At 71.6% G+C, this 15,243-nt stretch carries 10 protein-coding genes; 7 read left to right on the top strand and 3 right to left on the bottom strand.

Annotated elements, in window-relative coordinates; all coding sequences use genetic code 11:
* The first annotated feature begins 528 nt into the window (after positions 1-528).
* Positions 529-5,466, top strand: a complete 4,938-nt coding sequence (locus I596_RS16650) for a pre-peptidase C-terminal domain-containing protein (RefSeq protein WP_067650518.1) — start codon at positions 529-531, stop codon at positions 5,464-5,466.
* Positions 5,467-5,553: 87 nt separating this feature from the next.
* On the opposite strand, the gene I596_RS16645 is transcribed toward I596_RS16650, so the two are convergent.
* A complete protein-coding gene (locus tag I596_RS16645) occupies positions 5,554-6,948 on the bottom strand; it encodes an NHL repeat-containing protein (RefSeq protein WP_067650515.1) in 1,395 nt (464 codons plus the stop codon).
* 180 nt (positions 6,949-7,128) lie between these two features.
* Positions 7,129-9,504 (bottom strand): winged helix-turn-helix domain-containing protein, encoded by a 2,376-nt coding sequence (locus tag I596_RS16640; RefSeq protein ID WP_067650512.1) that lies wholly within the window; start codon positions 9,502-9,504, stop codon positions 7,129-7,131.
* Positions 9,505-9,647: 143 nt separating this feature from the next.
* Between I596_RS16640 and I596_RS16635 the strand changes: the two genes are divergently transcribed.
* The 6 genes from I596_RS16635 to I596_RS16610 all read left to right on the top strand — a co-directional run bounded on the left by I596_RS16635 (position 9,648) and on the right by I596_RS16610 (position 14,647).
* Positions 9,648-10,922: an MFS transporter gene (locus I596_RS16635; RefSeq protein WP_067652193.1), complete on the top strand. Its 1,275-nt coding sequence runs from the start codon at positions 9,648-9,650 to the stop codon at positions 10,920-10,922.
* 78 nt (positions 10,923-11,000) lie between these two features.
* Positions 11,001-11,843 (top strand): DUF72 domain-containing protein, encoded by an 843-nt coding sequence (locus I596_RS16630; protein ID WP_067650509.1) that lies wholly within the window; start codon positions 11,001-11,003, stop codon positions 11,841-11,843.
* Positions 11,844-12,012: 169 nt separating this feature from the next.
* Complete coding sequence (locus I596_RS16625) at positions 12,013-12,303, top strand: SymE family type I addiction module toxin (RefSeq protein WP_223303986.1); 291 nt, start codon at positions 12,013-12,015, stop codon at positions 12,301-12,303.
* A gap of 184 nt (positions 12,304-12,487) precedes the next feature.
* Entirely contained in the window at positions 12,488-13,477 is a 990-nt protein-coding gene (locus I596_RS16620) for an NAD-dependent epimerase/dehydratase family protein (RefSeq protein WP_067650503.1), read from the top strand.
* Between the two features lie 307 nt (positions 13,478-13,784).
* A complete protein-coding gene (locus I596_RS16615) occupies positions 13,785-14,288 on the top strand; it encodes an SRPBCC family protein (protein ID WP_067650500.1) in 504 nt (167 codons plus the stop codon).
* A gap of 17 nt (positions 14,289-14,305) precedes the next feature.
* Positions 14,306-14,647 (top strand): ArsR/SmtB family transcription factor, encoded by a 342-nt coding sequence (locus tag I596_RS16610; protein WP_067650497.1) that lies wholly within the window; start codon positions 14,306-14,308, stop codon positions 14,645-14,647.
* A gap of 58 nt (positions 14,648-14,705) precedes the next feature.
* On the opposite strand, the gene I596_RS16605 is transcribed toward I596_RS16610, so the two are convergent.
* Complete coding sequence (locus I596_RS16605; RefSeq protein WP_067650495.1) at positions 14,706-15,191, bottom strand: L,D-transpeptidase family protein; 486 nt, start codon at positions 15,189-15,191, stop codon at positions 14,706-14,708.
* Between the last annotated feature and the right edge of the window lie 52 nt (positions 15,192-15,243).

The raw sequence follows: 15,243 nt of genomic DNA, 5'->3' as shown, positions 1-15,243 counted from the left end.
GTGGCTGCGCTCGCCACGTGGTGGGTTCCGGTCCGGGGGTGGCCGGTACGAAATCAACGCCGATGGCGCAACGTGTTGATCAGGTGGGCATTGTCGCTGCGGGCGATGCCGCTGTACGGAGTGTTCGTTGTTCCGGAGGAGGTGTCGCGCTTTGCGCGCGTCCGGCTGGCCGCTGCATTGCTCTTCGGGCCGCTGGGCGGTGCCGCCGTCTGAACGCGGGCGGCAATGGGCGGGCGCGTCGCCGTGTGGCCAGGCAATAAAGCGGGGGCCGGCGCCCCGGTCGCGTGCCGGCCCCGACTCGGCCCTGATTCAAGGATTGGCCGAGTCATTGCTTGGGCGGGCACCTGCCGTTGCCGCCGCACCGCTCGGTGTCCGCAGGGTGAGCGGCGGGAAAAGTATTCTTGTGGACGGTCTCGGGGCGTCGGCGTATCGTGCGCTGGCGGTGGGGGACGGCGACAAGAGGGTCGGCGGCCGCTGCGGGGAGCGAGATCGGGACGGACACCGCGACGTCTCGATGGGGAATCGAAAATGACGATGCAGAGCCGGGCCGCGCGCGCGGCCGTTTCGTTGTGCGTGATGGTCGTGGCATTGGCGGCTGGTGCGCTGGGCGCGCAGCCGGCAACCGGCCCACTGCAGTTTTCGGCGCCGGTGAGTGCGCCTTTCGTCGAGACCAAGCCGGTGGTGGCCAACCCGTTCAGCGAGGCGGCGCGGCCGGTCTCGCCGCGGGCGTTCTCGACCGAGTTCCCGGCCGAGGTCGAGCCCAATGGCACGCCGGCGACCGCGACGCCGCTCGGCGCCGCGACGTACGTGCGCATGCAGGGCAACCTCTTTCCCGCAGCCGATGTCGACTACTTCAGCTTCGCCGCGCAGGCCGGTGACCGCATCTACGCGGCCGTCATCACCGCGGCCAACACGAGCACCTCGGCCGACAGCCAGCTGAACCTGCTCGACACCGACGGAACGACGGTGCTGGAGTTCGACGACGACGACGGCTCGTTCGCGGCGACGTCCTCGAGCATCGCCGGCACCGTGATCCCCGCCGATGGCACCTACTACCTGAGCGTCAACCACTTCACCGCTGCGCAGACCCTGCGCCCCTATGAGCTGCATGTGCGCATCCAGCGCGGTAGCCCGACGCCGGAGGTGGAATCCAACGATACGCCGGGCACCGCCAACCCCTTGCCGGCCAACGGCTGGGTCAGCGGCACGCGCAATCCGCCCGCTGCGACCGAGCAGGACTGGTACGCCTTCACCGCGAACGCCGGCGACACGGTGTTCCTCAGCCTGGACGCCGATCCGGAGCGCGACGGCGTGCAGTGGGACGGCCGGCTCGGCATTGCGCTGTTCGGCGATGCGGCCAACCAGATCCTGGTCGTCAATGACACCAGCTCCGGGGCCGGCAATCCGCTGTCCGAGGCACTGGTCTTCACGATCAAGACCGCCGGTACGTACTTCGCCTTCGTCGATTCGGCCACTGCCGCCGTCGGCGGACCGACGGCCACCTATCATTTGAGCGTCAGCGTGCAACCGCCGCCGACGCCGATGCCGTTGGCCGCATGCACCACCTACACCAGCACCGACGTGCCCAAGACGATCGGGCCTGCCAACGGCCTGGTCAGCTCGCTCATCACCGTGCCCGGCAACCCGCGCATCGGCGACCTCAACGTCGAGATCCAGCTCAACCATGCGCTGATGGCCGACGTCGACGCGCACCTGCGCTCACCGAGCGGCAACGACATCGGCCTGTTCACCGACATCGGCGCGGCAGCGACCGGCGGCCAGGCGCAGATGGATGTCGTCTTCGACGACGAAGCGGCGATACCGCCCACCTTCACCGCGTTGCGCAACATGGCGCTCAAGCCCGAGTTGAACTACCGGCTCTCGTGGTTCGACGGCGAGAATGCCGGCGGCACCTGGACGCTGGACCTGCGCGACGACGTCAACAACGCCTCCGGCGGCACGCTGACCAGCTGGAGCCTGCGCATCTGCGAGCCGCCGCCGCCGCCGACATGCGGCCCCGGTTTCGTCCAGACGACCGTGTACTCGACCGACTTCGAGAGCGGCGCGGCCGGCTTCACGCACAGCGGGACGCAGGACGAGTGGGAACTGGGCCTGCCGGCGACGGTGGCGACGACCACCGCCAACCCGGTCGCCGCGTTCAACAGCTGCGCCAGTGGCGTCAACTGCTGGAAAACCGACCTCGACAATACCTACAACATTTCGAGCAACCAGAACCTGACCTCGCCGTCGATCAACCTCGGCGGTTTCTCGCCGCCGATCGTGGTGCGCTGGTCGCACCAGTACCAGATGGAGAGCGCGAGCTTCGATCTCTACAGCGTCGACCTGCGCGAGGTCGGCGGGGCCAATCCGGTCCGGCTGTTCGAGTGGCTGGACGCCACGATGACCGACGCGGTAGGCAATCCAACGGTCAACATCCCGGCCCGCGCCGGCTGGAGCCAGGTGGTCACGCGCGCCGATGCGCTGGCCGGCCAGAACGTCGAGCTCAATTTCAACCTGACCAGTGACAACACGGTCAACTTCGGCGGCGTAGCGGTGGACGACGTCAGCGTGACGGCGTGCCGGGTGGCGATAGCGGACCTGTCGATCACCAAGACCGACGGGGTGACGACCGCGGTGCCGGGCGGCAGCGTGACCTACACGATCACGGCCTCCAACGCCGGTCCGGATGCCGACACGGCGGCGACGGTGGCCGACACCTTCCCGGCGGCGCTGACTTGCACCTGGACCTGCGTGGGCGCCGGCGGCGGCACCTGCACGGCCGCGGGCAGCGGCAACATCGCCGACACCGTCAACCTGCCGTCCGGCGGCAGCGTGACCTACACCGCCTCGTGCGCGATCGGCCCCAGCGTGACCGGCACGCTCAGCAACACCGCGACGGTCACCGCCAGCGTCGCCGACCCCAACCCGGCCAACAACAGCGCCACCGACACCGACACGCTGACACCGCAGGCGGACCTGGCGATCACCAAGACCGACGGCGTGACCAGCGTGATCCAGGGCGGCTCGACGACCTACACGATCACCGCCTCCAATGCCGGCCCGAGCAATGCGTCCGGCGCGACGGTGACCGACACCTTCCCGGCGTCGCTGACCTGCACCTGGACCTGCGTGGGCGCCGGCGGCGGTACTTGCACGGCCGCGGGCAGCGGCAACATTGCCGACACCGTCAACCTGCCGGCCGGCGGCAGCACCACCCACACCGCCTCCTGCGGGCTGAGCGCCAGCGCCACCGGCACGCTCAGCAACACGGCAACGGTCGCCGCGCCAGCCGGCGTGACTGACCCGACGCCGGGCAACAACAGCGCGACCGATACGGACACGATCACCCTGCTCGGCGCCGCGGTGACCGCGTCCAAGACCGTCGCCGGCAGTTTCGTGCCGGGCAGCCCGGTGACCTACACCGTCACGCTGACCAACAGCCTCGGCGCCCAGGCCAACAACCCCGGGGACGAGTTCACCGACGTGCTGCCGGCGGCCTTGACCCTGGTCTCGGCGACCGCGACCAGCGGCTCGGCGGTGGCCACCATCGGCACCAACACGGTGACCTGGAACGGGGCGATCCCGGGCGGGGGCAGCGTGACGATCACGATCACGGCGACCCTGTCGCCGTCGGCGACCGGCACCGTCGCCAACCAGGGCAGCTTCGCCTACGACGGCGACGCCAACGGCAGCAACGAGACGAATGGCCTGACCGATGACCCGGCCCAGCCCGGCGCGGCCGATCCGACCGTGTTCACCGTCGGCGCGGCGGTGGCGGACCTGGCGATCACCAAGACCGACGGGGTGACCACGGCGACGCCGGGCGGCAGCACGACCTACACGATCGTCGCCAGCAACGCCGGCCCGAGCGCGGTGACCGGTGCGACGGTGACCGATACCTTCCCGGCGTCGCTGACCTGCACCTGGACCTGTGCCGGCAGCGGTGGCGGCACCTGCGCGCCGAGCGGCAGCGGCAACATCGCCAGCCCCGTCACCCTGCCGGTGGGCGCCAGCGCGACCTATACGGCGACTTGTGCGATCAGCGCCACGGCCAGCGGCACGCTGGTCAACACGGCGACGATCGCCGTGCCGGCCGGCGTCAACGACCCGACGCCGGGCAACAACAGCGCGACCGATACCGACACGCTGGCCGCCACGGCGGACCTGGCGATCACCAAGACCGATGGAGTCACCAGCGCGACGCCGGGCGACAGCACGACCTACACGATCGTCGCCAGCAACGCCGGCCCGAGCGCAGTGACCGGCGCGACGGTGACCGACACGTTCGCCGCGTCGCTGACCTGCACCTGGACCTGCGCCGGCAGCGGCGGCGGCACCTGCGCGCCGAGCGGCAGCGGCAACATCGCCAGCCCCGTCACCCTGCCGGTGGGTGCCAGCGCGACCTATACGGCGACCTGTGCGATCAGCGCCACGGCCAGCGGCACGCTGGTGAACACGGCCACGATCGCGGCGCCGGCCGGCGTCACCGATCCCACGCCGGGCAACAACAGCGCGACCGACACCGATGCGCTCGGCGCCGAGACGGCGCTGTCGATCAGCAAGACCGACGGTGCGACCACGGTGGCACCGGGCGGTACGCTGACCTACACGATCGTCGCCAGCAATGTCGGTCCCAGCGCCGCCGTCGGTGCCACCGTCAGCGATGCGTTCCCGGCGGCCTGCGTGGCACCGGCCTGGACCTGCGCGGCCAGCGGCGGCGGCAACTGCCCGGCCGGCGGCAGCGGGGCGATCGCGGCGAGCGTGGACCTGCCGGCCGGCGCGGCGGCGACCTTCACGGCGACCTGTCCGGTCGATCCGGCGCTGGCCGACGGCACGGTGATCACCAATACCGCGACGGTCGCCGAAGCGGCTGGTGCGACCGACCCGGACCCGTCCGACAACAGCGCCACCGACACGACGACCGCGGCGGTACCGGTCGCCGGGGCGGCGGTGAGCGTGCGCAAGAGCGTCAGCGGCAGTTTCCTGCCGGGCGGGGCGATCCGCTACACGCTGGTGCTGGTCAACAGCGGCGGGCCGCAGGGCGACAACCCGGGCGACGAGCTGACCGACGTGCTGCCGCCGCAGCTGGTGCTGGTGGCGGCCAGTGCGAGCAGCGGCGCGGCCAGTGCGAACCCGGCCACCAACACGGTGACCTGGAACGGGGCGATCCCGGCCGGCGGCAGCGTGACGGTGCTGATTGATGCGACGATCCGCAGCGACGCCAGCGGCACGATCGGCAACCAGGCCGGCGTTGCCTACGACGGCGACGGTGACGGCAGCAACGAGGCGACGGCGCTCAGCGACGATCCGGCGGTACCGGGGGCAGCCGATCCGACGGTGTTCCCGGTCGGCGCACCGGCGGTGGTGGTGCCGGTGCCGACCCTGACCGGGCTGGGTGCGCTGCTGCTCGGGCTGGGCCTGGCCGGCCTGGCGATCGCCGCGCGGCCGCGGCGGCGACTGCGCTGAAACCATCGGGCCGGCCCCGCGTGAGCGGGACCGGCCCGGGCGATGCGAGCCGGCCGCCGTCGCCGACGGCCGGTTCGCGTCGGCGCATCAGTCGTCGAAGCGGGCAGTGAAGATGCCGTCGTTCTCGAGCCGCACGATGCCCAGATCCACCAGCCGCGAGCCGGTGGCGCGCTGGCTGGCACCGGCGAGAACGGCCCGGCCGCCCTGCAGCGTGAGCGCGGTGGAATCGCTGTAGATGCCGCTGGGCGCCAGGTCGAGCTGGAACACGCCGTCCTGGCCGAAACCGCCGTCGAGCGCACCGTCGGCGCCGAGCCGCACGGCCATGAAGCCCTGGCGGACATCGGGAATCGCATAGGTGATCGAAGCGACCAGCTTGCCGTCGCTCTGCCGCGCCAGGCCGCTGACGTAGCGGTTCCAGGCGCCGGTCGCGAGGGCGACCGGCCGATAGCCGGGCATGGCCGGGTCACCGAACGTGGCGTCGTCGCTGCCGTCGGCCGTGAGGCGGCCGAAGACCACCTGCACCTCGCTGGCGTCGTCCTGGTAGTAGCCGCCGAAGACGATCCGGCCGCCGGCATCCACCACCAGCCGGTTGACGCCGTTGTAGGGCGAGGTGCTGGCCGGCAGGACGAAGGTGCGCCGGCCGTTCTCGCCGAAGCCCGCGTCGGGCTGCCCGTCGGCGCCCAGGCGCACGATCAGGAACGTGTAGATGCTGCCGAAGATCTCGTCCGGCACCGCGGCCATGCCGCCGGCGACGATGGCGCCGTCGCCGGTGATCGCCAGCGTACGCAGGTAGCCGCTCTCGTCCTCGGCGCCGAGCGCGACGATACCGTCGGTGCCGAAGCCGGGATCGGGCTGGCCGGAACCATCGAACCGCGCGAGGATCGCGCGGTCCAGGCCCGGGCTGCTGCGCTCGCCGGCGGCCACGATGCGGCCCTGGTCGTCGACGCCGAGCGCATGGACGTACGTGCCGGTGACGCGCACGATGCCGTCTTCGCCGAAGGCCGGGTCGAGGTCGCCGTCGGCGCCGAGCTTGACGATGAAGCCGGTGAGCGGGCCGAAGGCCTCGGCGCTGCCGGCCAGCAGGATCGAGCCGTCCTCCAGCGGCACGACCGCCTCGACGATCTGCATCTGCGTGCCCGGCTGGATGTCGGGCAGTACCCGTAGGCCGGGAATGCCGGGGATGTTGCCGAAGTCGGTATCGACCGCGCCGTCGGCGCGCAGGTGCACCAGCGTGCCGCGCATGTGCGGGTCGGGGCTGCCGTTGATGAACTTGTTGCGCGAGCCGCCGACCAGCACGCTCCCGTCGGGCAGCGTGACCGCCGCGTTGGCACGCAGCTCGTGCCCTTCGACGCCGTCCGGCACGACGAAGGTGGCGCCGTCGGTGCCGAAGCTCGGGTCCAGCACGCCGTCGGCCGCCCCCACGGCCAAGGGCGCTGCGCCGGCGGCGACACAGAACAGGACGGACAGGTAACGACGCACCATCGACGATTCTCCTTGCGAAACGGCCGGAAACGGATTCCCGAGCCTGGGGGCCGGGCGGTGCCCGCGCATCCGTATTCGATCAAAGCGGCATTCGTTTCCCGTAAAACGGTCGTCCCGGCCGTGCCGGGCGCCGGCGATCACGCTCTCGATCGGGTGGGACCGGCGCCGTGACGCTGCCGCTCAGGGTGCGACGAGGAGGCGGGCCGGCAGTACCCGTTCGCCGGCCAACCGCCGGCAGCGCGCGAGCGCGCCGTTCCAGGCGGCGGTCTGGCCGAGCGCGTGATAAACGCGCAGTTGCAGCAGGGCGGCTTCGTAGTCGTGATCGGCGAAGCCGCGTACCCGCTCGGCCAGCGGTGCGGCCTGCCCCGGCAAGCCGGCCGCGATCAGCCGCTGCGCATAGCCCTGCGCCACCAGCAGGACGTCCAGCGGCGTCCGGCCCTCGTCCGCCGCGGCCAGTGCCTGCTCGAACCCGGCCATGGCGATGCCGGCATCGGCGGCGTGCTCGGCAGCGGCCAGCCGTGCAAGCAGATGCGCGGGCGGTGTGTCCAGCCTCGCCGCCCGGGCGTCGATCCGGGCGACCGTCGCGGCTGCCGCCGCGACTTCGCCGAGCGCCTGCTGTGCACGCAGCAAGGTGATCCAGGTCTGTTCGGCCAGGCGGGCGTCGTCGCTGTCCGGGAGGGTCGGCAGTGCTTCGGTGGCGAGCCGTTCCGCCTCGGCCGGCGCCTCGGCCGCCAGCGCCAGGCGCGCCGCGATCGCCGCGGCGCGCGCGCGGAGGGCCGGTGAGGCGGCCGGATCGGCGGTGGCCAGCGCCAGCAGGGCCTGGGCGTCGGCCAGCCGGCCGTTGGCGGCCAGGACCTGCGCGCGGGTGAGTTCCGCGGCGAGGCGGCGCTGCGGATCGGCCACCTGGCTGGCCAGCTCGTGCAGCCGCGCATCGGAGGCCAGCGCCGCGTCGGGCCGCAGCAGGATCAGCTGCGCCTGCGCAGCCGCGTCACGGGCGTTGAGTTCGGCGGCGTAGAGGCGGAAGGCGGCGAAGCGGCCGATGGCCCGGTCGAGTGCATCGACCGCTTCGGCGTGACGGTCGCGCAGCAGGTCGAAGGCGCCGAGGTTGGCATCGAGGACCGCCAGTGCCAGGCCGTCGCCGGCCGCTTCCAGTGCGCTGCGCGCCGCCGCGAAATCCGCGAGCGCGGCGGCGTTCTCGCGCCGTACCGCATGTGCACCGGCGCGGCTGTTGTAGGCCTTGCCGAGCAGGTCGGGCACCGAGCGATCGCGGAGCAGGTCGATCGCGGCATCCAGGCGCGGCAGGGCGGCCGCGCTGTCGCCGCGCTGCATCGCCAGGATGCCCAGGCCATGCAGCGCACGGGCATGGATGATCGGATCCTGCTCGGCCGGCACGGTGGCGACGAGGTCGGCGAAGCCGGCTTCGGCCGCGGCGGATTGGCCGGCCTGGTAGTCGATCTGGGCCCGCCGAAAGCGCAGCTGCGGGTCCGCGCGCAGGGCCGCGCCGGCCTGGTCGAGCAGGACGCGCGCGCTGTCGAGCCGTTCGGACAGCATCGCCGCGTCGACCTGCTGCAGCAGGTCCTCGAGCGCCGGCTCGGCGGCCGGTGTGGTGCTCGCCTGATCGCCGCCCAGCCGTGCCGCGAGCCGGTCCCCGGCCAGCCGCGCCGCGGCCAGCAGGTCCAGCGATTCGCCCTGGACGTCGATCGGCGGCTCGCGGCCGAGCACGGTCCGCAGCGAGACGCGCCAGTGGCCGGCCAGCGCATCGGCGCGCGCATCGACGACCAGTCCGGCCGCGGCGGCCGTCGCCAGCGCGTGCAGCGCGTCGCCGCGATCGTCGGCCGCGAGGCCGCGCGCGAGCGCGACGACGTTGTCGCTCGGCACCACGGCCAGCCCCGCCGCGCGCAGGCGGTCGGCCACCAGGTCCATGACGCCCAGGCGAGCCCAGCCGGCTTCGGCGTCGCCACTGACCGTGGCCGGCAGCACCAGCGTGGCCGGCCGCGCCGCCGGCGGGCCCGCGGTGGCCCCGGTGGCGCGGTCCGGCACGGCGGCGCTGCGCCAGAACAGGCCGCCGGCGATCGCCAGCGCGACGGCGGCCAGTGCGAGGCTGACGCGAAGCGCGACGGCCCGATGCCGGTGCGTCACCGGAGCCGGAACCGGAAGGTCCAGACCAGGGACGATGGCCGCGTCGTCCTGTGGCCCTGCCGGCGGCGACGCGTGCGCGGGCATGGCCTGCGGTGCGGTCTCGATCGTGACCGGCGCCACCCAGTGGTAACCGTAGCGCACGATCGTGCGGATCGCATGCTGCTCCTTGCCGGTATCCTCCAGCGCGCGCCGCGCGAACAGCACGGTCTGGCCGAGCACGTTGTCGCCGAGCTCGGCCTTGCCCCAGACGGCCGCGATCAGCTCGTCGCGACCGACCGCCCGATCGCGGTGCTCGATCAGGTAGACGATGCAGTCGAAGGCCTTGGAGGGCAGGGCGATCGTCTCGCCGCCGCGGCTCAATGTACGGGTGGCCGGGTCGAGGCGGAAGTCGCCGAAGCGGTAGGTGGCGGACGTCATGATCCTGGCGGTATGCAGGCGCCGCCGCGCGCTGTCAATCGCGCCGTGCCGGCCCCGTCCTGGCCGACGCTGCAGCGCTCCCGTTGCCGGCGGGCGAAATGGTATACCTGCGCGCCGTTTCGCCTGCGATCCGCGATCCGCCGATGACCGATCCCGCTCCCCGCACGCTGGCCCGCCGTGACGTCCGCACACTGCTGCTGGCGGCGCTCGGCGGCGCGCTGGAGTTCTACGACTTCATCATCTTCGTGTTCTTCGCGGCGACGATCGCGGAGCTGTTCTTTCCGCCCGACCTGCCCGAGTGGCTGCGCCAGCTGCAGACCTTCGGCATCTTCGCGGCCGGCTACCTGGCGCGCCCGCTGGGCGGCATCGTCATGGCGCACTTCGGCGATCGCGTGGGCCGCAAGCGGATGTTCATGCTGAGCGTGCTGCTGATGGCGGTGCCCACGCTGCTGATGGGGCTGCTGCCGACCTATGCGAGCATCGGCATTGCCGCGCCGCTGCTGTTGCTGGTGCTGCGCCTGTTGCAGGGCGCCGCCGTGGGCGGTGAAGTGCCCGGTGCCTGGGTCTTCGTCGCCGAGCACGTCCCGCCGTCGCGCGTGGGCCTGGCCTGCGGCACGCTGACGGCCGGGTTGACGCTGGGCATCCTGATCGGCTCGCTGGTGGCCAGCGGCATCAAAAGCGCATGGAGCCACCAGGCGGTGCTGGACGGAGCCTGGCGCATTCCGTTCGTGCTCGGCGGCGTATTCGGCCTGCTGGCCGTCTGGCTGCGCCGGTTCCTGCACGAGACCCCGGTGTTCGAGGCCTTGCGGGAACGGCGCGCACTGGTCGAGGGGTTGCCGCTGCGGCAGGTGCTGGGCGGCCACCGGCAGGCCGTGGCGGTCTCGATGCTGCTGACCTGGCTGCTGACGGCCGGCATCGTGGTCGTGATCCTGATGACGCCGACGCTGGTACAGAACCTGTTCGCGATTCCGGCCGCCGTCGCCGCGCGGGCCAACAGTGCCGCGACACTGGCCCTGTGCGCCGGCTGCATCGTCTACGGCCTTGCCGCGGACCGGTTCGGCGTACGTCGAGTGCTGGTGATCGGCGCCGCCGTGCTGGCCGGCGCGACCGCCGTGCTGTACCTGGGGCTGCGCAGCGCGCCGCACCAGATCATGGGGTTGTACGCGGCCGCTGGCTTCTGCGTCGGTGTGGTCGGCGTGGTGCCGACGGCGATGGTGCAGGCCTTCCCGGCGGCGATCCGCTACTCGGGCATTTCCTTCGCCTACAACGTGGCCTATGCGATCTCCGGCGGCCTGACGCCGTTGGCGGTCGCGTTCTGGCTGCGCAGCGAACCCAACGCCGCCGTCTACTACGTGGCCGCGGCCTGCGCGGTGGGCGCCGCCGCTGCCGGGTGGCGCCGGCGGCTGAAGCCGGCCTGAGGCGGCTGCCCGGCAGCGGTTCCGGCGGGACTCCCGGCGCGGGACAATCGCAGCTTCCGCCGTCACGCCACGCCTGCCATGCACCCGGACCTGTTCGCGACGAAACCGGCCGCCTCGCTGCCGGACGCCATCCGCACCGGCATCGGTGGCTGGACCTATGCACCCTGGCGCGGCGTGTTCTACCCGGCCGGGCTGGCGCACAAGCGCGAGCTGGAGTACGCCAGCCGGCAGTTGGACGCGATCGAGGTCAACGGCACGTACTACGGCGCACAGAAGCCCGCCACCTATGCGCGCTGGCACGCGGAGACACCCGCCGGTTTCGTGTTCTCGCTCAAGGCGCCGCGCTATTGCACCGAAGCGCGCCGGCTGGCCGATACCGGCCGGACGATCGACGCCTTCGTCTCCGGCGGGCTGGCCGAGCTGGGCGACCGGCTCGGTCCGATCCTCTGGCAGTTCCGGCCGCAGCGCCGCTTCGATCCGGACGATTTCTCGGCCTTTCTCGATCTGCTGCCGCGCACGCTGGACGGCGTGCCGCTGCGGCACGTGCTGGAAGTACGCCATCCCAGCTTCCAGTGCGACCGCTACCTCGCCCTGGCACGCGCGCACCGCCTGCCCACGGTCTTCACCGATTCCCCGGACTACCCGTCCTTCGCCGACCTCACCGGCGACGTCGTCTATGCCCGACTGATGCGCAGCCGCGAAGCGGTGACCACCGGCTACCCCGCCGCGGAGCTGGACGCCTGGGCCACGCGTGCACGCGCCTGGGCCGCCGGCACGGCGCCGGCCGATCTGCCGTACGTCCAGGCGGTGCAGGCGGCCACCCCGGCCAGCCGGCGCGATGTGTTCGTCTATTTCATCAGCGCCGCCAAGGTGCGCAACCCGGCGGCTGCGCGGGCGCTGCGCGGATGCCTGGATCGCTGAGCGCTGCCGCGCGGCGCCAGCCAGCCGGCGCCCGTGTCGCGGGTTCTGAGACACGTCGATCGCACAGTCCCGGTCGCCACCCCTGCGCCCGAAGGCATGCCGGTGCGGACGTTCCGGCGTCCGGGCAGGTGATCGTACGGACGGGCGCCCCACAGACCAGGACGTGATCATGATCGACCCCTCCCGCCAGATCTGGCCGCAAAAGGCCTGCAAGCCCAATCAGCTGACGATTGGCTACGACCACTATCGCCCGCTCAAGGGACAATGGCTGCCTCGCCAGGTGCCGGTCTTGAAGCTGGGCGGGCAATGGCTGGCGGACGCCGGATTCAAGGTCGGCAGCAAGGCCGTCGTCACGATTGCCGACGGCGAGCTGGTGATCCGGGTCGTACCGCCCGCGGAGGCGGCGGTGCCGCAGCGACCGTGCCGGACGCGCATGGCCGGGCGAGCATCGGCGGCGTGATCGCATCCGTCGCCTGAGGCCGTTCTGCGGTCATGGGCGGCGGTCGCCTGCGGCCGGCCGGCAACGCCGGGCGGCCCGCGCGTTCGCGCGAAGCGGTCGGTGCGGTCTTGTTCGATACGCCGGGATGCGAACGTCGCCGACGATGCTGCAGAATCGGTGCTTTCGCCCGCAGCGGGATCGGAGCATGGGTATCCTCGTCACCGGCAGTGCCGGCCACCTCGGCGAAGCGCTGATGCGCACCCTGGTTGCCCAGGGAAGGAACCCCGTCGGCCTCGACCGTCTCGCATCGCCGTTCACGACCCATGTCGGCTCGATCACCGATCGCGCTTTCGTGGCGCGCTGCCTGCGGGGCGTGCGGACCGTCTTCCATGCGGCCACGCTGCACAAGCCGCACGTCGCCACGCATGCGCGGCAGGATTTCATCGACACCACCATCACCGGCACGCTGAACCTGCTCGAAGAAGCGGTGACGGCCGGCGTGGACGCCTTCGTCTACACCAGCACGACGAGTGTCTTCGGCGGCGCGCTGACGCCGGCGCCGGACGCACCGGCAGCCTGGGTGACCGAGGACGTGGTTCCGGTTCCGAAGAACATCTACGGCGTGACGAAGGCCGCGGCCGAGGACCTGTGCCAACTGCTCCACCGCCACGATGGGCTGGCCTGCATCGTGCTGCGCACGTCGCGCTTCTTCCCGGAAGCCGACGACGACCCGGCGGCCCGCGATGCCTATGCCGACGCCAACCTCAAGGCCAACGAGTACCTGCACCGGCGGGCCGACCTGGAAGACATCGTCCAGGCGCACCTGCGCGCGGCGGCCTGCGCGCCGCGGCTCGGCTTCGGCAGGTACATCGTCAGCGCGACCACGCCGTTCGCCCCGGCGGACATGCCGGCCTTGCGTACCGATGCGCCGGGCGTGGTCCTGCGTCGCGTGCCCGCCTATGCGCCCGAGTACGCCCGACGTGGCTGGACCATGGCGCCGCAGATCGACCGCGTCTACGACAATGCGCGCGCGCGGACCGACCTCGACTGGCATCCGCGCTACGACTTTTCGTATGTGATCGACCGGCTGCGGGCCGGCGAGGACGTTCGCAGTCCCCTGGCCCGTGCGGTCGGCGCCAAGGGTTATCACGCCGAGACCTTCGCCGAGGGACCTTATCCGGTGCGGGCACGCTAGGTCTGCAGCACGACGGCCGCAGGCGCAGGAACGGGGCGTTCGTGCGATCGATCCGACCGGGCATGGCCGATGGCCGGGATCGGAAGGCCGCGTGTCCGGCGTTCGCAGGTCCCGAGACACGCGCTTTCGTCCGTGTCGGCACCCATCGTCGATGCCGACGTGAGGCCCCGGCGGCAGAATGCTCCCGTCGGGTTGCGGCGGTCGCGCACCGGCATGATTCGGCAGCCAGGCCGATGTCATAAGAGCAACCTTTAGGTTGCATTGTTGCGGCGGTCGGCGTAGGGTACGAGCAACCAGGAGGTTGCATATGAACGATACCACCCACTCCACCGATCGCATCCAGAAGCGTGTCGTACTGAAGGCCCCACGCGAGCGGGTGTGGCAGGCCATTGCCGATTCGTCCCGGTTCGGGACCTGGTTCGGCGTCGAGATCGAAGGTCCGTTCGAGCCCGGCGTCCGCGTCGGCGGTCGGCTGGTGCCGACCACGGTGGATGCCGAGATAGGCCGCCAGCAGAGTTGCTACGCCGGCATGGAATTCGACTTTCACGTCGACCGTATCGAACCGATGCAGGTGTTCTCGTTCCGCTGGCACCCGTGTGCCGTCGAGCCCGATGCGGATTATGCGAAGGAGCCGATGACCCTGGTCGTGTTCGAGCTGGCCGACGCGCCGGAGGGAACGCTGCTGACGATCACCGAATCGGGCTTCGACCAGATCCCGCTGGCCCGACGCGCCCAGGCATTCGCATCCAACGACCAGGGCTGGACCGAGCAGGTGCGGCTGATCGAGAAGTACCTCGCGCAAACCGCTTGAGGCATGATGCGCCGTCCATGCCGCGTGCTTCCGCTGCCCGCTTGATCGACGCCGCGCCGTTGTTCGCCGCCCTCGGCGACCCGGCGCGGCTCACCATCGTCTCGCGCTTGTGTGAGGACGGGCCGTTGTCGATCGTGCGGCTGACCGAAGGCGCGAACATCTCGCGCCAGGCCGTCACCAAGCACCTGGTCGCCTTGTCCGACGCCGGTCTGGTACGCGGCGAGCGCAGCGGCCGCGAGCGCGTCTGGCAGCTCCAGCCGCATCGGCTGGACGACGTGCGTCGCTACCTGGACCAGATCGCGCTGCAATGGGATGCGGCGATCGCGCGGTTGTGCGCGCTGGTCGAGGAAGAAGGCTAGCCGGTTGTGGCGGCCGATCGGCGACCGGACAACGAGGCGTGCGACAAGAGCGGTGGCCTTACGGATCGATGTGGATCGGCGTTCCGTTCGGCACCAGCGCGTAGACCCGGTCCATTTCCGCGTTGGTCACGGCGATGCAGCCGTCGGTCCAGTCGAACGCGCGGTACCCCGCGTTGCCGCCGTGGATCATGATGTCGCCGCCGGGCGGATAGCCGCCCTCCCGCGCGCGGCGCCGGTCCGTCGCGCTCGGATACGAAATGCGCAGGCTCAGGTGGAACCGGCTGTTGGGATTGCGTCCGTTGATGGTGTAGTCGCCTTCGGGCGTGCGCTCGTCGCCTTCCCGTTGCTTGTGGCCGTGCGGCGCGTCGCCGAGCCGTACCGCATAGCGGGCGATCGCCTCGTCGCCGCGGTAGAGCGTCATGCGCCGGTCGGACTTGTCGACGTGGATGCGCGTGGCGCGTTGTTCGGGTGGTGCCAGGTCGGGTGCGGCCTGGCCGGCCACCGGCGCGGCGGACAGCACGAGCACGAGGGCTGGACGAAACATCGGCGCTCCGGTGTGTGCACGGTGGGAGAAAGAGGCCATCCGGCGGCATTGG

Origin of the sequence: Dokdonella koreensis DS-123, from assembly GCF_001632775.1 — a bacterium.
Lineage (GTDB): Bacteria > Pseudomonadota > Gammaproteobacteria > Xanthomonadales > Rhodanobacteraceae > Dokdonella > Dokdonella koreensis.
The sequence above is the reverse complement of the archived record's forward strand: the minus strand, read 5'-3'. Positions and strand labels throughout refer to the sequence as shown.